The sequence below is a fragment of the Chryseobacterium bernardetii genome (assembly GCF_003815975.1).
GTDB lineage: Bacteria > Bacteroidota > Bacteroidia > Flavobacteriales > Weeksellaceae > Chryseobacterium > Chryseobacterium bernardetii.
The window spans coordinates 901,177-926,037 of sequence record NZ_CP033932.1 but is presented as its reverse complement, the minus strand read 5'-3'; the positions used below and the strand labels follow the sequence as shown (position 1 = coordinate 926,037).

Below are 24,861 nucleotides of genomic sequence, written 5' to 3'. Positions count from 1 at the left end.
CTATTTAAAATTGCAGTTTGAATGGTCCTTCAAAATAAGTCTGATAAGAATCAATAAGTTTACCTTTCATATCGTAAACCCCGATTGTGATGTTCTGTTTGGATAGTTTCATTTCATTTTCAGGGAAACTGATGTTGATGGTTCCCTTGGAAATTTTATCCCTGTCTACAGAAATCTTACTAGAAGCACTATAAGTGATCTCTCCATGAGCAGGTGCAATTACCTTGATGGTAACTATTTTCTTGTCATTAGTCTTATTCAGGAAGGTATAATTATAAGTATTGATAATTTTTCCTTCTTTTACAAAGAAAGTACTTCCTGCTGGTTTAATGAATTTAGCCTCCATTTCTCCACGGCTGTAAAGCAAGTATCCTAAGAATCCCACCAATAGGAATAAGAAAATACTGAATCCTTTCATTCTTCCGGTAAACTTGAACGGAATTTCTTTCTCTATCTCATTTTCAGAAGCATATCTGATCAAGCCTTTCGGAAGACCTACTTTTTCCATAACTTCATCACAGGCATCAATACATGCGGTACAGTTGATGCATTCAAGTTGCTGGCCGTCTCTGATATCAATCCCGGTAGGACATACCACAACACATTGATGGCAATCTATACAGTCTCCTTTTCCGGCAGCTTTTCTGTCTTCGCCCTTTCTCCATTTTGCTCTGTTTTCCCCTCTTTTGAAATCATAGAAAACATTAATGGTATCTTTATCAATCAATACTCCCTGAAGTCTGCCGTACGGGCAAACCAATGTACATACCTGCTCTCTGAACCATGCAAACACAAAATAGAAAGCAGCGGTAAGAAGGATCATTACAATAAAATTGGTAGGATGAGCAAATGGCCCTTCAGAAACAATTTTAAATACTTCTTCATACCCTACAATATACATAAACATAAAGTGAGTAATGATTAATGAAATAATAATGTAAATAGACCATTTCAAACTTCTCTTCCAGATTTTCTCACTGTTCCACTCCTGTCTGTCCAGCTTCATTTGCTTGTTTCGGTCACCTTCAATCAGATACTCGATTTTACGGAAGATAGATTCCATAAAAATTGTCTGAGGGCAAATCCACCCGCAGAAAATTCTTCCGAATGCAATCGTAAAAACAATAATAAAGATTAAGGATGCGATGGCACCTAAAGTAAGGATGAAAAAGTCTTGTGGATAGAAAGGCTGTCCGAAGATAAAGAACTCTCTGTCTATAACATTGAACATCAGCAATGGATTACCATTGATTTTGATGAACGGTAATGAAAAATAAATTATTAATAATAAATAACTTACAATATTTCTATAGTTGGTATATTTCCCTTTAGGTTTTCTTGGGAATACCCATTTTCTCTTACCGGATTGCTCCATTGTCCCTATAGAATCTCTGTAAGTTTCAGGGTCCAGAACCTGTCCCTGTCCGCCTCGTACTTCTATTTCTTCTATGTCTGACATATTGTAATGTGTTTAAAAAAGAAAAAACATAATTCGTTACTATTTTTAAGGTAATAACAAATTATGTTTTTTTCATATGTTTCTAATTTTTTAAATTATTCTTTTTCCCAGTGTGCTTCAGTTCCTTGAGGAGCAGCTCCTCCTTGAGCCTGAGTTACTGGTGGTAATTCCTGGTTGATGTGATATACATATGCTGCAATCTTTTCAATTTCAGCTCCAGAAACTTCCCCGTTCTTACCAAATGGTCTCATCGCTGGGTTAGTAGGAGAACCATTCCAGTCCATATGGAATACGTTTTTGAATAACGTCTTCTCAGGCTGGTTGATCCAGTAATTATCTGTAAGGTTAGGACCAATACCTCCACTACCGTCTTCTTTGTGACAAGATGCACAGTTTGTTTTGAATAATTCTTTACCTTCTGCAATATTATCTGCTGAATATTTAGCAGTTTCAATAGTTACAGGAGGCTGGCTTGCTTCATAAGCTGCAATGCTTGCCAATTGCTCTTTATACTCTTTTTCATATTCGCTTAACGGGTGAGCGAAATCTGTAAATGAATATGCTGCAATATATACAATACAAAAAGCAGTCCCAAAATAGAATAAACCTACCCACCATTTTGGTAATTGATTATCCAATTCCATGATTCCATCGAATCCGTGGTCAATAAGGATATCTTTTTCTTCTGTATCAGATTGCTTTTTGAAGGCTGCTGCATACATTCTTTTGAAGAAAGGAACTTTCTTTTCAGCTAAATAAGCTGCTTTCTCTTCCGGAGATAATTTTTTGAATTTGTTGTTTTCAATCAAATCTCCAATAGCACTGTGGATAAAGGCAAGGATACTACCAATAACAACAGTTCCCCAGAAGTAAGGCGAAGCTAGGAACGCGTAGCTCTGCACAAACAAATAATAAAAAACTATTAAAAGTCCGATTATTATCAAGATGTTTACAACAACAGGTGTTCTTTGTTTCATAAAAAATAGTTTAATTTTTTAAATTAAAATCGTCGTCTTCATCCTCTCCAAGGGGAGCTTCTTCTTCCTCTTTGTAATATTTCTTAGGCTTGCTAAAAACATAGATTACCAGAGCAACGAAGAACAGCATAAAGAAAATCAGAGCCAGTGTCTGGTAGAAGCCAGCATTTTCTGTATTGGATAATATATCTTTAAAGTTCTGAGGAATCATACTAACCTTTAATGTTTTTAGTTATTACTTGCTGTTTTAATTTCAGTTGTTTTGATATCTGTTCCCAGTCTCTGTAGGTAAGAAATAAGAGCTACAATCTCTTTTTTCTCTAATTCTCCCTGAGGTTTTTTAGCATAAGCCTCTTTAAGGTCATTCGCTTCAGAGAAGATATCTTTTACAATTTTCTTAGCTTGGTTATCTGCCCATGCATTTGCTGAATCAATTTGAGGTTTTGTATAAGGTACATCAAATGTATTCTTCATAAGCTTCATCTTATCTACCATTTTAGATCTGTCTAAGTTAGTAGCAATTAACCAAGGGTAACGAGGCATGATAGAACCTGCAGAAGTAGATCTTGGGTTATACATGTGTTTGTAGTGCCAAGAACTTGGGTTTTTACCTCCCTCTCTGTGTAAATCCGGTCCTGTTCTCTTAGACCCCCAAAGGAATGGTCTGTCATATACAAATTCCCCTGCTTTGGAGTACTGTCCGTTTTTACCGTTAAATCTTACGATCTCGTCTCTGAACGGTCTGATCATCTGAGAGTGACATGCGTTACATCCTTCACGGATATAAATATCTCTACCTTCAAGTTCAAGCGGAGAATAAGGCTTCACTGCTGAAATAGTTGGTACACTTTTCTTAAGAGATAGAGTAGGAATAATTTCTACCATACTTCCGATGGAAATAGTAAATAATGATAATACTGTTAAAAGCATTGGCATTCTTTCTAACCAAAGGTGGAATCCTTCTCCTTCTTTACGTTTGTTTCCGATATTTGCTAATGCAGGTGCTTCAGCAGGTACTTCTTTCTGGAATGATCCTTTTCTTACCGTAGCAATTACGTTAACGATCATTAGGATAGCTCCTGAAATATAGAATACACCTCCTAAGAATCTCATTTTGAAGTAAGGAATAATCGCAGTTACAGTATCCAGCCAGTTTTTCCATAATAATGTTCCATCCGGGTTGAATTGTTTCCACATTAATCCTTGTGTGAATCCTGAAATATACATTGGGACTGCATAGAAAATGATTCCTAATGTACCTAACCAGAAGTGCCAGTTAGCTAATTTTACAGACCAAAGTTTTGTTCTCCACATAATTGGTACCAGGTAATAGATAACCCCGAATGCCATGAAACCATTCCATCCAAGAGCTCCCAAGTGTACGTGACCGATAACCCAGTCTGTAAAGTGACCAATTTTGTTGATGTTTTTAGTTGCTAAAAGCGGTCCTTCAAATGTTGCCATACCATAGCAGGTAACTGCAACTACGAAGAACTTAAGAATAGGATTTTCTCTTACTTTATCCCAAGCTCCTCTTAACGTAAGAAGACCATTCAGCATTCCTCCCCATGACGGTGCGATAAGCATAATAGAGAAACCTGTCCCTACTGCCTGTGCCCATGCCGGCAGAGCGGTATACTGAAGGTGGTGAGGACCAGCCCAGATATATACGAAGATTAGTGACCAAAAGTGGATAATAGACAGTTTATATGAGAATACCGGTCTATCTGCCGCTTTTGGTAAGAAGTAATACATTAAACCTAGAACCGGAGTTGTCAATACGAATGCTACCGCATTGTGACCATACCACCATTGTACGATGGCATCTTTTGCTCCTGCATATGCAGAATAAGACTTCCAGCCAGAGAAAGATAATGGAACTTCAAGGTTGTTGAAGATGTGAAGCATTGCTACTGCTACCCAAGTTCCAAGATAGAACCAAATAGCAACATACAAGTGTCTTACTCTTCTCTTTGAAATAGTGAGAATCATGTTTACTCCAAAAATGATCCATGAGAATGCAATCAGAATATCAATTGGCCACTCATGTTCAGCATATTCTTTTGAAGTATTGATACCCATAAAGAACGTAATAAACGTAGCAACAATCATTAATTGCCATGTCCAGAAGTGAATCCAAGATAATGTATCACTGTACATTCTTGTCTTCAATAATCTTTGCGTAGAGTAGTATACCCCTACATAAACAATATTACACACGAACGCAAAGATCACGGTATTGGTGTGCAACATTCTGATTCTACCAAAACCAAACGCTCCATGAGTGTTTATTAACCCTTGAATATTACCCGATGCTAAACTCTTAATGGTTGTATCATCTGTACCGAATAAGAATTCAGGTAATTCAGGGTAGAAAAGCATTAATGCCGCCGTAAGCCCGAACGTAAATCCTATGAAACCAAAGATGATGGTCGCATAGAGGAACGCACGGACAATACTATTGTCATAACTAAACTTTTGTGTTTCCATATCAACTATTCACTATTTTTCTCAATTTTTATTATTTTCTCCTATTTCTTTATCGTCTTTATCTTTGTCGCCAGTTTCATCTTTTTCTTTAACTCTCTCGTCATCGAAAAGAATCCTGACAGCCGGAGATTCATCATCTTCAAACTGCCCTTTTTTGGCATACACTATAAATACGACCAGGAAGATCGCAGCTAAAGAAACACTGCAGACGATCATTAAATATAGAATATCCATTGGACAACAAAATTAACCTATTTTCGGGGTTCAAATTTAGTGAAAAATAATGACATTCATCACGAAATGCCGATTTCAGCTAATTTAAAATCAGTCTAAATAAGCCTGTTTAAGCCTGTTTTTTGAAGTATTTGCGACCCAGTATCCAGGTTGAAACTGTTGTGAACGTAACAACCGTAATGGAGCTTACCGGCATGATGATTGCTGCAAAAAGCGGATGCATGTGCCCTGTAACTGCGTAACTTAACCCAACGATATTATAAAGAAAACTGATTATAAATGTCATTTTCACAATGGTGATGGAGCCTTTGCAGACATTCAGGTAATTGTCTAAGGTCACTACTTTTTCACCATTCATAATCACATCAGAAGATGGTGTAAAGCTATTGGTGTCATCAGCAATAGCGATCCCTACATTACTCTGTTTTAATGCCCCTGCATCATTCAGGCCGTCACCCAGCATTGCTACTTTCATGTGTTGGTCCTGAAGGTTTTTGATATAATTCAGTTTATCTTCCGGGCTTTGGTTGAAAGCCATTCCTTTATAGTTTGGAATAAGCTCCTTAAGCTGATTTTCTTCTGAGGAATTATCTCCGCTTAGAATGAATATTTTATAGTTGGTGAGTTTTTTGAATAAATCTTTAAGTTTAGGTCTGTACTCGTTCTTAAAGATGAATTTTCCTAAGAATTGATCATTTTTGCTGATGTAAACTGCGGTTTCCAGGTTCTTAGGTTCCTGGTTATTATAACGTGCAGAACCAATTTTGTAAACGTTTCCTCTTATGCTTGCTACATATCCTTTTCCTGAAATTTCCTGAAAGTCTTCAACCGGGAAATAATTGTCATTAAGCTCTATGTATTCATACAATGACTTGGAAAGAGGGTGGTTTGAATTCTTTAATAATGTTTTGATATTCAGCTGATCGAATTCACTGATCTCAGAACCTTCATATTTAATGTTGGATTTTTTTCTGTGGGTAATGGTTCCGGTCTTATCAAAAACAATTGTGTCTAATTTTGCAATTTTCTCAATTGTTAAAGTGTCTTTTACATAAAACTTATTTCGGCCTAATATCCTCATAATATGCCCGAAAGTAAACGGAGCAGACAAAGCCAGTGCACATGGGCATGCGATGATGAGAATGGCCGAAATAACCTGGAACATCTTTTCCAGGTCAATGAATGACCAGTAAATTCCGGAAATAAGAGCAATGCCTAAAATAATGAAGGTGAAATATTTACTGATATTGTTGGTTAATGTATCAAGTCCTGTCTCATGTTTTTTGAAAGCTTCTTTATTCCAAAGCTGGGTAAGGTAGCTCTGGTCTACATCTTTAATGACTTCGAGTTCCAGTGACGATCCAACCTGTTTCCCTCCGGCGAAGATTTTGTCTCCAGGCTGTTTACTGATACTTTCACTTTCTCCGGTAATAAAGCTGTTGTCAATATTTCCTTCCCCATTGATGAGGATGGCGTCAACCGGAATGATTTCCTGGTTTCTAACTAAAATTCTGTCTCCTACTTTCACCTCGGAGAGTAAGATATTTTCCTGTTTTCCTTCGAAATCTACTTTGGTTACGGCAATTGGATAAAATGATTTGTAATCCCTATCATAAGAAAGAGCGCTGTAAGTTCTTTTCTGGAATAGTTTACCCATCAGCATAAAGAACAGAAGCCCACAAAGAGTGTCAAAATATCCCGGGCCATAATCCGTTGCTACTTCATAAATACTCCTTCCGAAAAGAACTAAAATTCCCAATACAATAGGAACATCAATGTTGACGATTTTATTTTTTAGTCCGTACCATGCAGATTTGTAATAGTCTGAAGCGGAATAAAATACAACCGGACAGGCTAACAAGAACATCAGGATTCTAAAAAGCCCTTTGTAATGTTCCATCCAGTAATCTTCACCTCCTACATATTCCGGAAATGCTAAAAACATCCCGTTTCCGAAAGCAAAACCTGCGATCGCAAATTTTACAAGAAGCGATTTATCAAGATGGTCAACATTTTTTTCAGCGGTTTCCAGGCTGATAACAGGTTTGTATCCTAAATTGGTTAAAAAATTAGCTAGTTCGCTTAATTTCAGATCATTGTGGTTGAAAGAGATCTGCAGGGTCTTTCTGGTGAAGTTAACCTGTGAATACTTGATATAAGGATTCAGGGTGTGAAGGCTTTCCAATAGCCAAATACAAGAAGAACAGTGTATTACAGGAATTTTGAATGTGACTAGACTGGTATTCCCCTCAGAAAAATCTGTGATTTTTTCAAAAATCTCAGGAGTATCCAAATAAGCGAATTGAGTAGAACTTTCATCACTAGGACGAATTCCTGCTCCTTTATTAAGTTCATAGAAATTACTTAAATTATTCGTATTCAGAATTTCATAAACAGACTTACAGCCATTGCAACAGAAAGTCTTTTCATCAAACAAAATTCTCTCTTTTTCTATCCCTTGGCCACAATGAAAACAGTTCTCGCTCACCTCCCTAAATTATTGAACTACAAAATTATAACAATTTTTTTTGTTTATCGAGTTAAAAAGTTCTATTTTTGTGATAAATATCATATAAAATGCCGCAGGAACAACAGATAGCAATTGAAGAGAGGTTCGCCAGAGTTTTTAATGATAAATCATTTAAGGAAAGACTTTCTAGCGCAGATTTTGAAAAATATATTAACGGTAAAAAAAGATTGAGTTTTCAGAAACACGATACTATTTTCGAGGATGGGGAAACGCCAAAAGGTGTGTTCGTACTTGAAAAAGGAGCCGCTAAACTTTCAAAATCAGGAGCATTCGGGAAAGATCAGATTTTAAGATTTATCAAAGAGGGGGATATTATCGGCTATCGTTCTTTGCTTTGCGGGGAAAACTTCCAGGCCAAAGCAGAAGCCATGACAGACATTGAGTGTGTTTTCTTACCAGCAGATATCTTTATGTATCTTCTGGAAGTAGATCCACAACTGTCTTTCGTAATGCTTCAGAAAATTTCTTACGAATTAGGAGAATCTTCCAACACCATTACGTTCCTTGCCCAGAAAACGGTAAGAGAAAGGCTGGCTGAAATATTGCTGCTTTTAGAACAGAAATTTGGAGTAGATCCGGAAGGTTTTATCAAGATCTCATTGACGAGAGAAGAAATTGCCAACATTATTGGTACTGCTACTGAAAGTGCCATCCGTCTTATCTCAGAATTCAAACAGGATAATCTGATAGAAGTGGACGGGCGAAACATCAAAATTCTGAATCACGATAAACTCATGAAACTCGGTCACGTAGTTTTATAAAAATCATAAAAACTTAAGTCGGCTAAATGGCCGACTTTTTAACTTTTAAAAAATAGATAAATTATGTCTGTTCATTCTGAAATTAAAAAAGTTACGACTGAAACCTTGCGTAAAATGAAATTCGACAAGGAAAAAATAACAATGCTTACAGCCTATGATTTTACCACGGCAAAGATGGTAGATGCAGGAGGAGTAGATGCTATTTTGATTGGAGACTCTGCAGCGAATGTAATGGCTGGTTTTGAAACTACATTACCAATTACATTAGACCAAATGATCTACCATGCTCAAAGTGTGGTAAGAGGAACTGACAGAGCCTTAGTGGTGGCAGATTTACCATTCGGAACATATCAGAGTAATCCTGAAAAAGCATTAGAGTCTGCGGTAAGAATGATGAAAGAAGGAGGAGCTCATGCTGTGAAGATTGAAGGAGGAAAAGAGATTTCAAAATCTATAAAAAAAATCATCAATGCCGGAATTCCTGTAATGGGACATTTAGGATTAACGCCACAGTCTATTTATAAATTCGGGACCTATAAAGTAAGAGCAAAAGAAGAGGCAGAAGCTGAAAAACTGATTGCTGATGCACAGCTTTTGGAAGAATTAGGATGTTTTTCTGTTGTATTGGAAAAAATTCCTGCCGAATTAGCTAAAAAAGTTACTGAAAGTATCTCTATTCCTACCATTGGAATTGGTGCCGGAGCGGACTGTGATGGCCAGGTATTAGTGTATCATGATATGGTGGGAATGAACAAAGGTTTCAGCCCAAAATTTTTAAGAAGATATCTTGATCTTTACACGGAAATTACCGGAGCTGTTTCTCAATATGTAAAAGATGTAAAAAATGTAGACTTCCCTAATCAAAACGAAAGCTACTAATTCATGCAGAATCAACAACAATCTATCCAGGGGATTTTATCTATTGCAGCGTTAATATGTCTTGCTGTAGGCTGGTTCAATTTATTTTCTCCCGAAATCAATCATTTGCTTTCCAGAAAAGTATTCTATATCCTGATAGGAGCAAGTTTCTTTATTCAGGCCCCCATGCTGACCAATAAAAACTTTATGTATGCTATGTACGCAGCAGCTGCAGTTTGTGTGGTTGGAGCTTTATTACCAGAAAGTTCAATGATTGCCGGGCTTAAAACAATTGGTCTTTTAGCAGGGATCATTCTTTCAATGTCAAATAGAAACAGAAATAGATAAACTGAATGAAGGAGCAGATTGTATATGAAGACAACCATCTTCTGGTAGTGAATAAAAAAGTCGGGCAGCTTGTACAGGGTGATAAAACCGGTGATGAATCATTATTGGAATCTATCAAGAATTATATAAAAATAAGAGATGCTAAGCCGGGAAATGTTTTTCTCGGCTTGGTTCATCGTATAGATCGCCCTACTTCCGGGTTGGTTATTTATGCTAAAACCTCAAAAGCACTTTCCCGTCTCACTCAGATGGTGAAAAACCGGGAGGTTAAAAAGACCTATTGGGCAGTAGTGGGAAAAGAGTTAATTCCACAAAGCCAAAGGCTTGTTCATTATTTAAAGAAGAACGAAAAAAATAATAAGGCCATTGTTTTTCCAAAAGCCACTGAAGGGGCTAAAGAAGCAATTCTGACTTATCATGTTATCAAAACTTTGGATAATTATTTACTCCTTGAAATAGATCTTGAAACCGGAAGACATCATCAAATCAGAGCTCAACTGTCTAAAACAGGTGTTCCGATTAAAGGTGACTTAAAATATGGTTCTCCACGTTCCAATCCTGATGGAGGAATTAATCTTCATGCCAGAAAGCTGGAGTTCATTCATCCTGTAACCAAAGAGAAAATTGAAATTGCAGCTCCCGTTCCTCAGAATGATACAATTTGGAGAGCTTGCGAAGAATAAAACAAGAAAATCCCGCTGTTAAGCGGGATTTTTTTGTTTCAGACAATTTAATTTTGCCCATTCTCAAAAAATAACTAACTTCGTCCCACACTTTAGGGGTGTCTGTTTATACAGACTGAGACTTTACCCTTTGAACCTGATCTGGATCATACCAGCGTAGGGAAAAGTAGATGACTTTTGCTGTACATTCTATTGTACAATAATAGCCATTCCTAAAGTATATTTAAATCATTAGGAATGGAACTTATAATCAACCACACCCGAAAAACATTTGATATACTTCCTGAAAACCTGGAAGCATTATTGGCTATGGAATTACCCGGAAAAAAGAAAGGTATTGCCGTAGCGCTCAACAACCGTATTATTCCGCTGTCTGCCTGGGCGGAAACTCCTCTTAACAACCTTGATTCGATTTTAATCATTACTGCCACTCAGGGCGGATAATTCTCATACTTAATACCAATATTATGGCTCATTCAATTACATGTTCGCCATTTCCGAACTCAAAGAAAATTTATGTTGAAGGAAAAATTCATCCTATCAGCGTAGCAATGCGTGAAATACAGCTTAGCCCTACCAAGCTGAGCAACGGAAATTTTGAAGAAAATGCTCCGGTAACCATTTATGATACTTCCGGTCCTTATACCGATGAAAATGCAATGATTGATATTCAAAAGGGGCTTCCAAGGATAAGGGAACAATGGATTCTGAACAGAGGAGATGTTACTATTTTGGACGGAATCACCTCAGAATACGGAAAAGCCCGCCTTGCAGATCCTAAACTTGATGAATTACGCTTTTCCTACGATCATAAACCTAAGGTTGCTAAGGAAGGAAAAGAACTTACTCAACTTTATTATGCAAAACAGGGTATCATCACTCCTGAAATGGAATATGTTGCCATCAGAGAGAATCAGAGAATAGAACAACTTGAAAAGGTTCCGAAAGAAATGGCCTGCCAGCATATTGGAAACAGCTTTGGCGCCAATACTCCTAAAAGTAAAATCACTCCTGAGTTTGTAAGAGATGAAATTGCTGCAGGAAGAGCTATTATTCCAAATAACATTAATCACCCTGAGAGTGAACCAATGATTATTGGGCGAAACTTTTTGGTAAAAATCAATGCCAATATCGGGAACAGTGCTGTTTCTTCAAGTATTGATGAAGAAGTGGAGAAAGCCGTTTGGGCTTGCCGATGGGGAGCTGATACCATTATGGATCTTTCCACCGGGAAAAATATCCATGAGACAAGAGAATGGATCATCAGGAACAGCCCGGTTCCAATCGGTACAGTTCCCATTTATCAGGCACTTGAAAAAGTAAAAGGAGTACCGGAAGACTTAACATGGGAAGTATTTAAAGATACTTTGATTGAACAGGCAGAGCAGGGAGTATCTTACTTTACCATTCATGCCGGAGTCCTATTGAGATACATTCACTTAACAGCAAGCAGAGTAACGGGAATTGTATCCAGAGGAGGCTCTATTATGGCAAAATGGTGCCTTTATCATCATAAGGAAAATTTCCTGTATACTCATTTTGAGGAGATTTGTGAGATCATGAAGAAGTATGATGTAGCTTTCTCTTTAGGAGATGGCTTGCGTCCGGGGTCTATTGCTGATGCCAATGATGCCGCCCAGTTTGCAGAACTGGAAACATTAGGTGAATTGACAAAAATTGCCTGGAAACATAATGTACAGGTAATGATTGAAGGTCCGGGACATGTTCCGATGCACATGATTAAAGAAAACATGGAAAAGCAATTGGAAGTATGTGATGAAGCTCCTTTCTATACCTTAGGCCCATTAACCACAGATATTGCACCAGGTTATGACCACATTACTTCAGGAATCGGGGCGGCTATGATCGGATGGTTCGGATGTGCGATGCTCTGTTATGTGACTCCGAAAGAGCATTTAGGTCTTCCAAATAAAGAAGATGTAAAAGTGGGGGTAATTACCTATAAGTTAGCAGCTCATGCTGCAGATTTGGCAAAAGGACATCCGGGAGCACAATACAGAGATAACGCATTAAGTAAAGCAAGATTTGAATTCAGATGGGAAGATCAGTTCAATCTTTCGCTAGATCCGGATACAGCAAGGGCTTACCATGATGAAACGCTCCCTGCAGATGGAGCTAAAATTGCCCATTTCTGTTCTATGTGCGGACCCAAATTCTGTTCAATGAAGATCACGCAGGAAATTCGTGAATCTGCAGAGCAGGGAATGTTTGATAAGTCCCAGGAATTTATTGAAAAAGGAAAGGAAATTTATATATGATTCTCGTCATCACTCCTGAAACCATAGCTCCAAACGAGTCTGAGATCATTAACCAGATGTTCCACGATGGGCTGGATTTACTTCATATTAGAAAACCATGGATCGGCCAGGAAGAAATGAATGATTTTATCAGCGGTATTAATGAACAATTTCATAGGCAATTGGTTCTGCATAATCATTATGACCTTGGAACAGACTACGGAATTTCCAGATTTCACTTTAGAGAAGAAGATAGGAAAGAGGGAAAATATAAACCTTTTATGAATGGTGGCAAAATTTCAACCTCTGTTCATGAAATCACCACCTATAATGCTTTGGGAAAAGAATGGGAATATGCTTTCATAAGCCCATTTTTTCCAAGTATTTCCAAAAAAGGATATGGAATTGAATCAACAGTGATAGAAAGTTTGAAGGAAAAGAATAATCCGCATGTAAAGCTGGTTGCCTTAGGAGGGATTTATTCCGGCAATATTCAGGAAGTATCTGAGCTTGGAGTAGATGATGTGGCTTTGTTAGGAGCAATTTGGGAGAGTGATGAACCTTTAAATATGTTTAGAAAATGCAGGAAGAACGTCCCTTTGTAGTCAGCATTGCCGGCTTTGATCCAAGTGGTGGAGCAGGTTTATTATCGGATATTAAAACATTGGAGCAGGTAAAAGTAATGGGGTTGGGAGTATGTACAGCGCTTACCCTGCAAACAGATTCCCAATGTCTTAGCCTGGAATGGCGGTCAATAGAAGAAATCACCAAAGGAATTAATGTTTTAATGAGCCATTATCCTGTATCTGTTGTAAAGATTGGAATTGTAAAGGATGCTGAATTTTTAGGTGAAATCATTAAGGCTGTCAAGATTTGCAATTCCGATGCTAAAATAGTCTGGGATCCTGTTTTAAAGAGTACCTCCGAATTTGCTTTTTTCAATCTGGAAACACTTCCGGTGCTGAAAAATATACTGGATAACATCAGTTTAATCACGCCCAACTATAATGAATATAAGGTTTTAAAAGAGAATAATCTTTTGTCTGAAGAAAACCCATGTTCCGTTCTTATTAAAGGAGGACATCGGGGAGATTGTTTAGGAATGGATGTTTTGGTTGAAGGCGGAAAAGAAGTTCTTTTGCTGCCAGCTGGAGGTGATTTTGTCTATTATCCAAAGCACGGTTCAGGATGCGTTTTATCCTCAGCCATTGCAGGGGAACTCGCAAAAGGCAAAAGCCTGGAAATGGCCTGCAGAAAAGCGAAATTATATATCGAACAATTTTTAAAAAGTAACCCCTCTTTATTGGGAACACATTCATAATCCATATGGAAAAATTACAATATATCTCACAGGGAAATACAAGGCAGGAACAGGAATATAATATCCGTAAAGCCTTAGATAATGGGATAAAATGGGTGCAGATCCGATGGAAAAATGCGCCTGAAAATGAGTTAATAAACCTTTGTGAAACTTCAAAGCAGCTTTGTTCAGAATATCAGTCACTTTGTATTATTAATGACCATGTTCAATTAGCGAAGACAATAGATGCAGATGGGGTTCATTTAGGACTCAGTGACGGTTCCATTGAAGAAGCAAGAATCATTTTGGGAGACAATAAAATGATCGGCGGAACGGCTAATACGATTTCGGATGTTATTCAAAGAATGAACGAATCATGTGATTATATTGGTTTGGGACCATTAAGATTTACTTCTACAAAAGAAAAACTCAGCCCTGTTCTTGGTTTTGAAGGGTATCAGGAAATCATAGATCAGCTCCGTGGAAAATCAATGGTGATTCCTAAAATATTTGCCATTGGAGGAGTCAGTCTTGATGATATTCAGCATTTACAGCAGATCGGAATTTATGGGGTTGCAGTTTCCGGGCAGATTACCAGCCAGCCGGCCATCATTAATGAATTTAAAAAAGCAATGATATATGCATAATCAAAAATTAATAATAGCAGACAGAACTTTTGAATCGAGATTGTTTTTAGGAACAGGAAAATTCGGAAGCCTTGAAGATATGGCAGCCTCTGTTGTTGCTTCAGAATCTAATATGGTCACTATGGCCTTAAAGAGAATTGATGCTCAGTCAGCCGAAGATGATCTGTTAGACTCATTAAAAAGAACCCATGTCCATCTTTTACCCAATACTTCGGGAGCAAGAACGGCTAAAGAAGCGGTTTTAGCAGCACAATTAGCCAGAGAAGCTTTAGAAACCAACTGGGTGAAACTGGAAATTCATCCGGATCCTAAATATTTATTGCCGGATCCTATTGAAACCTTATATGCAACTGAAGAATTGGCTAAACTAGGTTTCATAGTGATGCCTTATATTCATGCCGATCCTGTTTTATGCAAACGTCTTGAAGATGCAGGAACAGCCGTTGTAATGCCTTTAGGCGCACCTATTGGAACGAATAAAGGATTAAGGACATTGGATTTCCTGGAAATCATCATTAGCCAAAGTAAAGTCCCTGTTGTTGTAGATGCCGGAATAGGAGCGCCGTCTGATGCTGCAAAAGCAATGGAGATAGGAGCAGATGCTGTTTTGGTTAATACTGCTATTGCCGTTGCCGGAAATCCGGTGAATATGGCAGTTGCTTTTAAAGAAGGGGTAATTGCCGGAAGAAGAGCTTTTGAATCCGGATTGGGAGCTATAGCTAATCATGCCGAGGCATCAAGTCCATTAACGTCATTTTTATTTGAATAAAACGAGAACAATGAATAGTTTTAAGGAGGTTTTCGAACAATACCAATGGGATGAAATAAAAACCAGACTTGAAAAAGTAACTCTATCCGATGTTCGGAACAGTCTTCAGAAAAAAAACAGAACACTCGATGATTTTCTGAACCTGCTTTCACCCGCAGCGTCGCAGGAGCTGGAATTGATGGCAACAATGACAAGAGCCCTTACTCAGAAACGTTTTGGGAAGACGATCCAACTGTATGCTCCATTGTACCTGAGTAATGAATGCCAGAATATCTGCACCTATTGTGGGTTCAGTTTGGATAACAAACTTAAAAGAAAAACACTTACTGATTCAGAACTGATAACCGAAAGTTCAGTTTTGAAATCAATGGGAGTGAGTCATGTTCTTTTGGTGAGTGGAGAAGCTCATAGAATCGTAGGGGTTCCTTACTTTCAAAATGCTGTTCGTCTGCTGAAACCTCATTTCTCCAATATTTCTATTGAAGTACAGCCTTTAGAAGAGGAAGAATACAGGATTCTTCATGAAGAAGGAGTACATTCTGTATTGGTATATCAGGAAACTTATCATCAGGAGGTGTATAAAGAATATCATCCGAAAGGTAAAAAATCCAATTTCCATTTTCGTTTAGATACCCCTGACAGAATTGGCCGGGCCGGAATTCATAAAATGGGACTGGGTGTTTTGCTTGGACTGGAGGATTGGCGTGTAGACAGTTTTTTCAATGCTTTGCACATCAATTATCTTCAGAAACAATACTGGAGAAGTAAGTTTTCTGTTTCTTTTCCAAGGCTCAGACCCGCTGAAGGTATTATTGAGCCTAACTTTATTATGGAAGATAAAGATCTTCTTCAGCTCATTTGTGCCTATAGAATCTGGAATGAAGACCTTGAAATTTCCATTTCTACCAGAGAAAATGAAGTTTTCAGGAATAATATTGTATCTCTGGGGGCAACAGCAATGAGTGCAGGTTCAAAAACCAATCCGGGAGGATATGCAGTAGATAAAGAATCTCTGGAACAGTTTGAAACCAGTGATGAACGAAGTATGGAAGAGATTAAAACCATGATTAAAAAATCAGGGTATGATCCTGTGATGAAAGACTGGGATTCTGTGTATAGTGGATTTTAATTTTCAATTTTTAGAATCCTTAATGGTTTAAAATAATATAGCTTAAATGCATCAGGAGGATATTTTTAAAAGATACAGCCGTCAGATTTTTATTGAAGAAATAGGACTGGAAGGACAAAGAAAGATAATGGCTTCAAAAGTTCTTGTTATAGGAGCTGGCGGTCTGGGAAGCCCTGTGATTCAATACCTGGCTGCTGCAGGGGTCGGAACCATAGGTATTGCAGATTTTGATCGGGTAGAAATTCACAATCTTAACCGACAGATTATTCACACTGAAAATGAAGTAGGAGTATTGAAGATCAGGAGTGCTGAAAAATTTGTCAGCAATCTTAATCATCATGTGAAAGTAATGGGTATTGAGCAAAAGATTGATGGTTCTAATATCCCGGAGATACTTTCTCAATATGATTTTATTGTAGATGGTTCCGATAATTTCTCAACAAGATATCTTGTGAATGACACCTGTGTTACATTAAATAAAACGCTGATATACGGAAGTATCTTAGGGTTTTCCGGGCAAGTAGCTGTATTCAATCATCAGGGAAGCAAAAATCTACGGGATATATTTCCCGAACCTCCTTATGATGAAGAAATGCCGGATTGTGATAGCCTTGGTGTTCTGGGAGCGCTCCCAGGAATTGTAGGAAGTATGATGGCTCTTCAGACCTTGAAACTGATTACAGGTCTTCCTGTAAATCTTAATCAGTTAACCTTAATTGATACCATGAACTGGAGATTCCAATCCTTAGATTTTTAAAATGGATTAGATTTTTGTTTCTCGAAGGTCATGCCGTTTCACAGATCTGGTGGAGAATTTAAATGATGATGAAGGTGGAATATGCGTTATCAGTTAAATCAATGTGAAATATTTTATCACTTAAAATCAAAAGAAATAAAAATGAGGCAGTAATCATATCACTGCCTCATTTTTGGTTATTAATCATTTACGTCTATTGTTGTCCTTGCTGCATAACGCCACCATTATCCTCTTTCTTGGTTTGGTTCAGGATATTTGGATCCTCTTTTGCCAATTTGTTCCTGGTTGGGATTTTATAATTGATGGAAATTCCGAAGTTTCTTGAATCGTATTTCGTTCTAAGCATTACATTTTCTCCTGATGGTGGATTGGAGCGTACCTGCATGATCTGGCCATTGAAAATGTCATTCGCAAAAACCGAAACCGTAAGGCGATTGTTCATAAACTTTTTCGTCAGGGTAATATCTAAGTTATTGCTGAATGGTTTCTCTGCAGTAAAGTAAAAATACCCTGCTTTTGGCGTCAGGTAGCTGTAATTTGCTGTCAGTTTAATATCTTTTGGAAGAATCAGCTGGGTCATCAGGTTAAGAATCCAGAATCCTTTATTGTTGAGGTTATCAATCTCATGTTTCTGATATCCTGCATAAATATACATAAAGTTCATTTTGTCAGGATTGAAGTTCGATTTCATAATCTCACCTATGGACTTGGTAAAAATCTGAAACGGAACAGGAAGTCCAATATTGAAATTATGAATTTTCATATTAGAAATATTAATCTGCTCATTGTAAAGGTTTCTACCATCTTTTCTAATAATTTGTGCCACCTGATTGCTGGCTGAGCTTACACTATATCCGATGAATGCATAATCAAAAGCAGAAATTTTCAACTCATAGTTATCAAAAATGGTAGGCTGAAGATTGGCATTACCTGTAATTTGAGTATTCGGACCTCCAAATGTGGTATTATTCGGGTTTAGGGCAGAAATACTTGGTAAGGAGATCTTTTTGTTGTAGTTCGCGGCCACATATACCTGGTTCATCAGGTTGTACTGTATACTGGCATTCGGAAAGAATTTAAACTTATCAAATGGAAGCAGATCAGCCTGAACAAGCTTTCCGTCTTTATCAAAATATCTGGTGATTCCGGAAATGTCGTAGTTTTCAAAACGTGATCCTAACGTGAAATCAAATTTTTTCAATTTAGCCTGGAATTCAAGATAAGTAGAAGCAGTCTGTCTTTGGTATTCAAGGTTTTTTAACCCTTTACTTTCCGTATCATAATCCTGTCTTTCATATAATCCTCCGGCACTCACTTTTCCTCCATCAAGAAGCTTGATGGGTTGAGAATAATCAACCTTAAAGTTAGCAATTCTCATATCAGAATTATTGCTTAACACATTTCCCAGAGTTGTTGTTGGAAGACGCTGTTCAGGCAGAGTAGAAGTTTTTTCAAAAGTTTTGTCAAAGAATATATTATCCTGTCCAAACTTAGTGTAGGCCTTTGTATAACCCAACTGGAAATCTAATTTCTGAGATTTATCAGAGAAGCGTTTCTGATAGGTAACCACAGCTTCCTGCCTTACTGTATTGGTTCTTGCAGCATCTGAAGATCCGAAAGTATAATCTCTGATATAAACTTTATTAGGTGAATTCTCATCGTAGGTTCTGTCACCTTTACCATCACTTAAAGTATAATTATCATTGTTATTGTGATAAATATCATAGTTCAGCAACAATCTGTCCTGCCCAAGGTCAAAAGTTATTCCTGTCTTAGCAAAATAAGTACGGGCAAATCTATCCGTATTACCGTTCAATAAATCATCCTGTTGTGTATTCATCATACTTTCACGATAATTTTGTCCTACATTAAGCTGCCATCCGAAATATTTATTTCTGGCATTTAAATTCAAAGAGTTTGTAGTTCTGCTTCTGTATTTGTCGTAATTGGTGAAAGTGTAATTTCCGGAATATGTTGCGCTTAAGTACTTATTGGCATTTTTATTCGTAATAATATTCATAACTGCACCTCCTGATGTAGCAGGAAATTCTGCTCCGGGCTGTGTAACAACTTCAATTCTCTCTACAGAGTTGGCCGGCATACTTTCAAGAAAAGAATTCAATTCATTGGAGGTAATGTTTAAAGGCCTTCCGTTAAGGTAAACGTCAAGCATTTTTCCTTGGTACATCATCCCTGCAATGTCTGTGGCAACAAGCCCGGGTAGCTTTTTGATTCCTTCTAAGACATTCCCGTTATTAAGCTGAGGTTGCTCAGAAAAATCAAAAATGGTACGGTCTGCTTTTTGTTCAACGGCTTTTTTAGTTTTAGTGATAACAATGCCGTCGATTTGTTTTTCTTTAGCCGTATTATTTCCTTTTTCCTGTGAAAAGGCAAGTGCTGAACTTATTAATGATAAGGCAAATAGAGTTTTCTTCATAATGTTTTTACTACTATCTGGTTAGACGCTAAAAAAGAAACTTTGTTACAGCACCCAAAAGATTTTATCATTTCAAAGATGAAAACTCTACGAAATCATATTCCGCTGAATAAGTAAAAAGTTGTCTTAATACCGCGGCATGACCATTTCCGGTAATGATAAGGATTCTGTCTTCCGCAGTGTGAGGAATATTCTGGATATTACGGAACATTCTTAGATTTCGGTCATACCAATACAATGCAAGCATATCTGCACCATCATGGGCTCTTAGCTTAAAATCTCCGCTCAGGTAGGCTCCATAGCCGTAAAGATGACTTTCCTTACTGTTCATATACTGAAATGTTTTAAGCAGTGAAGAGAAGTTCTTGCGATCAGAATTTTTAAAGAAGGTAACAAATTGCTGGGCAACCGGGTCTTCACTTTTAAAATCGTAATCCTGCGAGATTTTTTTGAAAAACAGAGAATCTGTTTTACCAAATCTTTCCTGAAGATCTTCCCAAACAGATCCCGCATCAATACTGGAAATTTCATTAATCTTCATTTCACTGGCAATACGGATAGCCAGTTGATAACGCTCATCCCTCTGATCTCTGTATTTCCCTTTATTGTACTCTTTCAGCTTCTCATTGGCATTCCATTCCGGCCATGCCTCGATAGCAATTTTTGTTGGTTTGAATTTTTTGATGTATTCTACAAGCTCCGTCACTTCCTGAGCTGTTTTAGGAGATAGAACATCAATTTGGTCTTCCTTTTTTATTTTGATAGCATCCAGATTGGGATAATCGAAATGGAAAGACCCTACCACCAATACCTTAGTTTTAGGGTTTTTGAAATATTCTGAAGGTTGTTTTTGTGCTAAAATAAAGGTTGGAAGGGAAAGTAAGAAAATATAAATAATGGTTTTCATGGCTTTTTGTTTTTTAATGAATTATTATAATTATCGAGTTATTTTCTAAAGCAAAGGTATTGGTGGGAGATCTCTCTCAAAATAGCCTTTAGATAAAGCGGATTATTTACCCTTTGAATTTATTTTCATCGATAAAATTGCCGGGTTTATCGAAAACAGGGTGCTGGATACGCCGGAAAAATTATTTTTGTGTTATGAAACAAAGACAACTGATTTTCCTCCATATTTTTTACTGGACCATGTTTTTGGTAGGAACTATTATTGTTCCTTATTTTGTCTATGATACACAACATATTGAGTTTAAATTCACTTATCTGCTGACCAGCTTAATTTGCTTTTACTTTAACTTTTTCATTATTGTACCCCGATTTTTTGATATTAACAAACTTTATAAAACCATTGTAGGTTTTTCTATAAGCGTTACCTGCTTTGTGGTGATACGATATTTTACAGATGAGGTCTTGCTGCCTTATTTTGGAGGAGTAAGTAACTATCCTGAAGGAACTAATTTTGGATATTATTTTTTTGATAATATTTACAACAGTGTAACGTCTATTTTCATCAGTACGGTTTTCTGTTTGTTTAAAATATACTCCTCGCTCGATGCAGAAAGACTCCGGTTGGTGGAAGAAAAGAAAAATGCAGAATTGAAGGCTTTAAAAACCCAGATTAATCCGCATTTTATCTTTAACACTTTAAACAATATTTACTCACTGGTTTATCAGAAATCGGAAAAAGCATTGCCAGCCATTGAAGAACTTGGACAATTGCTGAGATACAGTGCAAAAGACCTCGAAGGAGACTTCATTTCTTTGGATAAGGAGATAGGATATATTGACAGCCTGATCGAGCTGGAAAAATTGAGACTCAGAAATCCGGAACTTATTCTTGTAGAAAAAAATATTGAACATCCTTATTTGAATATTTCACCAATGCTTTTGGTTCCATTTGTTGAAAATGCTTTTAAACATGGAGATCTTCGTGGTAAAGGATTTGAACTTAAAGTTTCTGACCGGGATAAAGTATTGCATTTTTATCTTTTAAACTTTAAAAAAAATAAGATGAAAGATCCCGTTTCCGGAATTGGCATTCAGAATGTAAAAAAAAGACTGGAAATATTATATCCAAAGCATGATTTGAATATCAAAGATTCCGAAACAGAATTTGTTGTAGATTTAAAAATTGATTTGCGGGATGAATAAAATAAAATGTATCATTGTTGATGACGAACCTCTGGCCATTTCACTTCTGGAACAGTATGTACAGAAAATTCCTTTTCTTGAGCTGGTTTTTTCCACAGAAAATCCTATTGAAGCATTAGAATATATTCAAAATAATAATTCAGATCTTATCTTTCTGGATATCCAGATGCCGGAACTTACAGGAATTAATTTCATGAAGATTGTAGGAGCCAAACAAAAGTTTATTTTAACAACAGCTTATTCAGAATATGCATTGGAAGGGTATGAACATAATATTGTTGATTATCTTCTGAAGCCAGTGTCTTTTGAAAGGTTTCTGAAAAGTGCTATAAAGGCTCAGGAACGGTTTTCTTTTCAGGAAGAAGAGGCCTGTTTTTTCGTTAAATCATCAGGGCAGCAGCATCGTATCAATTTTAATGAAATCCTTTATATTGAAAGTATTAAAGATTATGTGAATATCCGGACTGTCGGAGAAGAATATATTGTTCTGGATACTCTTAAATCTTTAGAAAACCAACTGCCTACTAAGTTTGTAAGAATTCATAAGTCTTTTATCATTAATCTGGATAAAATCAAAAGTATTGGAGCGAAAAAGCTGAAGGTATCAGAACATGAAATTCCGATAGGAGACAGTTATAGATCTAATCTGCTAGGGAGATTAAAATAGAATAGGGGGGAGTTTTAAAGTCTATAAGGTTTTGAAGTATACAGCCAGCAGAATCTGCGTATGGCTTTATGAATAAATATGATATGACTATTATACCATAGTAGAGACAAAAAAGACGGCTTCAATTGAAGCCGTCTTTTATCATTAATCGATCTAACAATTAATTCTTATTTCTCTTGTTGTTTAATCAGGTTTAGAGCAGAACCGGCCTTGAACCAATCAATCTGCTGATCATTGTAAGTGTGGTTCGCCATGATGATGTCTTTAGTTCCGTCTTTGTGGATAAATTCTAAAGTAAATTGTTTTCCCGGGGCAAACTGGTCAAGATCTAAGAAGTTAACGGTGTCATCTTCCTGAATTTTGTCATAATCTGCCTCATTGGCAAAAGTTAACGCAAGCATACCTTGTTTCTTAAGGTTGGTTTCGTGAATTCTCGCAAATGACTTTACCAATACCGCTTTTACACCAAGGTGTCTAGGTTCCATGGCGGCATGTTCTCTTGATGAACCTTCACCATAGTTCTGATCTCCTACAACAATTGTTGGTACTCCTGCAGCTTTATAAGCTCTCTGTACGGCAGGAACTTCTCCATATTCACCCGTTAATTCATTTTTAACGCGGTTGGTTTCCATATTGTAAGCGTTCACAGCTCCAATCAACATATTGTTAGAAATATTGTCTAAGTGACCTCTGTATTTTAACCATGGCCCAGCCATAGAAATGTGGTCAGTAGTACATTTTCCGAACGCTTTGATCAATACTTTTGCTCCTGTAATGTTTTTGCCGTCCCAAGCCGGGAATTCCTCTAATAACTGAAGTCTGTCTGAAGTAGGACTTACATTAACAACTACTCTGGAACCATCTTCAGAAGGTGCCTGATATCCGTTATCATCTACAGCAAATCCTTTTGCAGGAAGTTCGTAACCTTTAGGCTCATCAAGTTTTACCTGCTCACCGGATTCGTTTGTTAAAGTATCTGTAATAGGGTTGAAATCTAATCTACCAGAGATTGCCACAGCAGCTACCATTTCAGGAGACGCTACGAATGCATGGGTATTGGGGTTACCGTCAGCTCTTTTTGCAAAGTTTCTGTTGAATGAGTGGATAATAGAGTTTTTTTCTCCTTTTTCAGCCCCTTCTCTGTCCCATTGTCCAATACAAGGTCCGCAAGCGTTAGTAAAGATTCTTGCGTTTTCAAATTTTCTGAATGAATTTAAGAAACCATCTCTTTCGGCTGTAAATTTAACCTGCTCAGAACCAGGATTAATCCCTAAAATAGCTTTAGGCTTAACACCTTTCGATACTGCATCTTCTACAATGGAAGCTGCTCTTGACAGATCTTCATAAGAAGAATTGGTACAAGAACCGATAAGTGCCCACTCAACTTCTAATGGCCATCCGTTTGCTTCAGCTTTAGCTCTGAATTCAGCAACTGGAGTTGCCAGGTCCGGAGTGAAAGGCCCGTTTAAGTGTGGAGTTAGTTCAGAAAGGTTAATTTCTATTAGTTGGTCGAAATATTGTTCAGGGTTGGCGTATACCTCAGCATCGCCTGTTAAGTGTTCTGCAATTTTATCCGCTGCATCTACTACATCCTGTCTTCCGGTAGCCGCAAGATATCTTCTCATAGAATCATCATACCCGAAAGTAGAAGTAGTAGCTCCAATTTCAGCACCCATGTTACAGATAGTTCCTTTACCTGTTGCTGAAAGAGATTCTGCTCCTTCACCGAAGTATTCTACAATACATCCCGTACCTCCTTTTACAGTAAGGATTCCTGCTACTTTTAATATAACATCTTTTGCAGAGGTCCATCCGTTCATTTTACCGGTTAATTTTACCCCGATAAGTTTAGGCATTTTAAGTTCCCATGCCATTCCTGCCATTACATCTACCGCATCTGCACCCCCTACACCAATGGCAACCATTCCTAGCCCACCAGCGTTTACAGTGTGTGAGTCGGTTCCAATCATCATTCCTCCAGGGAAAGCATAGTTTTCCAGTACAACCTGGTGAATGATCCCAGCTCCCGGCTTCCAGAATCCAATTCCGTATTTGTCACATACAGAACTTAAGAAGTTGAATACCTCAGAGTTTTTGTTGATTCCTTCCTGTAAGTCTTTATCAGCACCTACTTTCGCCTGGATCAGGTGATCCGCATGAGCTGTTGAAGGTACAGCTACTTTAGCTTTCCCAGCCTGCATGAACTGTAAAAGGGCCATTTGCGCTGTTGCATCCTGCATAGCCACTCTATCCGGTGCAAAATCTACATAAGAGTTTCCTCTTTCATATGCCTGTGTAGCATTTCCTTCCCAAAGGTGGGTGTAAAGAATTTTTTCCGAAAGGGTAAGAGGTTTTCCCACTATTTGTCTTGCCGCAGCAATTCTTTCTGGGTAACGCTCATACACTTTTTTGATCATATCAATATCAAAAGTCATATCGTATTTAGTT

General features: G+C 37.5%; 23 protein-coding genes and 1 riboswitch. Of the genes, 14 read left to right on the top strand and 9 right to left on the bottom strand.

All coding sequences use genetic code 11. From position 1 onward, the window contains the following. Positions 1 to 4: 4 nt before the first annotated feature. From ccoG to EG339_RS04300, 6 genes are all read right to left on the bottom strand, one after another. Complete coding sequence (ccoG, locus tag EG339_RS04325) at positions 5 to 1,459, bottom strand: cytochrome c oxidase accessory protein CcoG (protein ID WP_123869024.1); 1,455 nt, start codon at positions 1,457 to 1,459, stop codon at positions 5 to 7. Positions 1,460 to 1,554: 95 nt separating this feature from the next. Then, entirely contained in the window at positions 1,555 to 2,436 is an 882-nt protein-coding gene (locus tag EG339_RS04320) for a cbb3-type cytochrome c oxidase N-terminal domain-containing protein (RefSeq protein ID WP_123869023.1), read from the bottom strand. A gap of 10 nt (positions 2,437 to 2,446) precedes the next feature. After that, positions 2,447 to 2,647, bottom strand: coding sequence for a cbb3-type cytochrome oxidase subunit 3 (locus tag EG339_RS04315; protein ID WP_045501410.1), 201 nt, complete (start codon positions 2,645 to 2,647; stop codon positions 2,447 to 2,449). Between the two features lie 17 nt (positions 2,648 to 2,664). Further along, positions 2,665 to 4,926 carry a cytochrome-c oxidase, cbb3-type subunit I gene (ccoN, locus tag EG339_RS04310; protein WP_123869022.1) on the bottom strand — a complete coding sequence of 754 codons (2,262 nt, stop codon included), beginning with the start codon at positions 4,924 to 4,926 and terminating at the stop codon, positions 2,665 to 2,667. A 21-nt stretch (positions 4,927 to 4,947) separates the two neighbouring features. Further along, a complete protein-coding gene (gene ccoS, locus EG339_RS04305; protein WP_123869021.1) occupies positions 4,948 to 5,160 on the bottom strand; it encodes a cbb3-type cytochrome oxidase assembly protein CcoS in 213 nt (70 codons plus the stop codon). Between the two features lie 109 nt (positions 5,161 to 5,269). Next, positions 5,270 to 7,648: a heavy metal translocating P-type ATPase gene (locus tag EG339_RS04300; RefSeq protein ID WP_123869020.1), complete on the bottom strand. Its 2,379-nt coding sequence runs from the start codon at positions 7,646 to 7,648 to the stop codon at positions 5,270 to 5,272. An 89-nt stretch (positions 7,649 to 7,737) separates the two neighbouring features. Here EG339_RS04300 and EG339_RS04295 point away from each other — a divergent pair, with 89 nt between their 5' ends. The 12 genes from EG339_RS04295 (at position 7,738) to EG339_RS04240 (ending at position 17,200) form a co-directional block, all read left to right on the top strand. Further along, on the top strand, positions 7,738 to 8,451 hold the full coding sequence (locus EG339_RS04295) for a Crp/Fnr family transcriptional regulator (RefSeq protein WP_123869019.1): 714 nt from the start codon (positions 7,738 to 7,740) through the stop codon (positions 8,449 to 8,451). Positions 8,452 to 8,514: 63 nt separating this feature from the next. Further along, a complete protein-coding gene (gene panB, locus EG339_RS04290; protein ID WP_045501401.1) occupies positions 8,515 to 9,330 on the top strand; it encodes a 3-methyl-2-oxobutanoate hydroxymethyltransferase in 816 nt (271 codons plus the stop codon). Between the two features lie 3 nt (positions 9,331 to 9,333). Then, positions 9,334 to 9,657: a hypothetical protein gene (locus tag EG339_RS04285; protein ID WP_123869018.1), complete on the top strand. Its 324-nt coding sequence runs from the start codon at positions 9,334 to 9,336 to the stop codon at positions 9,655 to 9,657. Between the two features lie 5 nt (positions 9,658 to 9,662). Beyond that, positions 9,663 to 10,340 carry an RluA family pseudouridine synthase gene (locus EG339_RS04280; protein WP_123869017.1) on the top strand — a complete coding sequence of 226 codons (678 nt, stop codon included), beginning with the start codon at positions 9,663 to 9,665 and terminating at the stop codon, positions 10,338 to 10,340. Between the two features lie 84 nt (positions 10,341 to 10,424). After that, positions 10,425 to 10,520: riboswitch (TPP riboswitch) on the top strand. Between the two features lie 57 nt (positions 10,521 to 10,577). Further along, entirely contained in the window at positions 10,578 to 10,784 is a 207-nt protein-coding gene (gene thiS / locus EG339_RS04275) for a sulfur carrier protein ThiS (protein ID WP_123869016.1), read from the top strand. Positions 10,785 to 10,807: 23 nt separating this feature from the next. After that, complete coding sequence (gene thiC, locus EG339_RS04270; protein ID WP_123869015.1) at positions 10,808 to 12,619, top strand: phosphomethylpyrimidine synthase ThiC; 1,812 nt, start codon at positions 10,808 to 10,810, stop codon at positions 12,617 to 12,619. Next, positions 12,616 to 13,203, top strand: a complete 588-nt coding sequence (locus tag EG339_RS04265; RefSeq protein WP_123869014.1) for a thiamine phosphate synthase — start codon at positions 12,616 to 12,618, stop codon at positions 13,201 to 13,203. The genes thiC and EG339_RS04265 overlap by 4 nt, the downstream gene beginning before the upstream one ends. Continuing rightward, positions 13,179 to 13,919 carry a hydroxymethylpyrimidine/phosphomethylpyrimidine kinase gene (locus tag EG339_RS04260; RefSeq protein ID WP_123869013.1) on the top strand — a complete coding sequence of 247 codons (741 nt, stop codon included), beginning with the start codon at positions 13,179 to 13,181 and terminating at the stop codon, positions 13,917 to 13,919. Before EG339_RS04265 ends, EG339_RS04260 begins: the two co-directional genes overlap by 25 nt. A gap of 5 nt (positions 13,920 to 13,924) precedes the next feature. After that, on the top strand, positions 13,925 to 14,545 hold the full coding sequence (locus EG339_RS04255) for a thiamine phosphate synthase (protein WP_123869012.1): 621 nt from the start codon (positions 13,925 to 13,927) through the stop codon (positions 14,543 to 14,545). Further along, the gene (locus tag EG339_RS04250; protein ID WP_123869011.1) at positions 14,538 to 15,314 is read left to right on the top strand and encodes a thiazole synthase; all 777 of its coding nucleotides are present in this window, start codon (positions 14,538 to 14,540) and stop codon (positions 15,312 to 15,314) included. Before EG339_RS04255 ends, EG339_RS04250 begins: the two co-directional genes overlap by 8 nt. Before the next feature lie 10 nt (positions 15,315 to 15,324). Then, a complete protein-coding gene (thiH, locus tag EG339_RS04245; RefSeq protein WP_123869010.1) occupies positions 15,325 to 16,443 on the top strand; it encodes a 2-iminoacetate synthase ThiH in 1,119 nt (372 codons plus the stop codon). A 46-nt stretch (positions 16,444 to 16,489) separates the two neighbouring features. Further along, positions 16,490 to 17,200, top strand: coding sequence for a HesA/MoeB/ThiF family protein (locus tag EG339_RS04240; RefSeq protein WP_123869009.1), 711 nt, complete (start codon positions 16,490 to 16,492; stop codon positions 17,198 to 17,200). 193 nt (positions 17,201 to 17,393) lie between these two features. Here the strand turns inward: EG339_RS04240 and EG339_RS04235 are convergent, their stop codons facing one another. Both EG339_RS04235 and EG339_RS04230 read right to left on the bottom strand, forming a co-directional pair. After that, on the bottom strand, positions 17,394 to 19,637 hold the full coding sequence (locus EG339_RS04235; protein ID WP_123869008.1) for an outer membrane beta-barrel protein: 2,244 nt from the start codon (positions 19,635 to 19,637) through the stop codon (positions 17,394 to 17,396). 67 nt (positions 19,638 to 19,704) lie between these two features. Then, the gene (locus EG339_RS04230; protein ID WP_123869007.1) at positions 19,705 to 20,544 is read right to left on the bottom strand and encodes a DUF5694 domain-containing protein; all 840 of its coding nucleotides are present in this window, start codon (positions 20,542 to 20,544) and stop codon (positions 19,705 to 19,707) included. 194 nt (positions 20,545 to 20,738) lie between these two features. On the opposite strand from EG339_RS04230, the gene EG339_RS04225 reads away from it, so the two are divergent. Together EG339_RS04225 and EG339_RS04220 are read left to right on the top strand one after the other, a co-directional pair. After that, a complete protein-coding gene (locus EG339_RS04225) occupies positions 20,739 to 21,746 on the top strand; it encodes a sensor histidine kinase (protein ID WP_123869006.1) in 1,008 nt (335 codons plus the stop codon). Continuing rightward, entirely contained in the window at positions 21,739 to 22,413 is a 675-nt protein-coding gene (locus EG339_RS04220) for a LytR/AlgR family response regulator transcription factor (protein ID WP_123869005.1), read from the top strand. Before EG339_RS04225 ends, EG339_RS04220 begins: the two co-directional genes overlap by 8 nt. 167 nt (positions 22,414 to 22,580) lie before the next feature. On the opposite strand, the gene EG339_RS04215 is transcribed toward EG339_RS04220, so the two are convergent. Continuing rightward, the gene (locus EG339_RS04215) at positions 22,581 to 24,848 is read right to left on the bottom strand and encodes an aconitate hydratase (RefSeq protein WP_123869004.1); all 2,268 of its coding nucleotides are present in this window, start codon (positions 24,846 to 24,848) and stop codon (positions 22,581 to 22,583) included. Between the last annotated feature and the right edge of the window lie 13 nt (positions 24,849 to 24,861).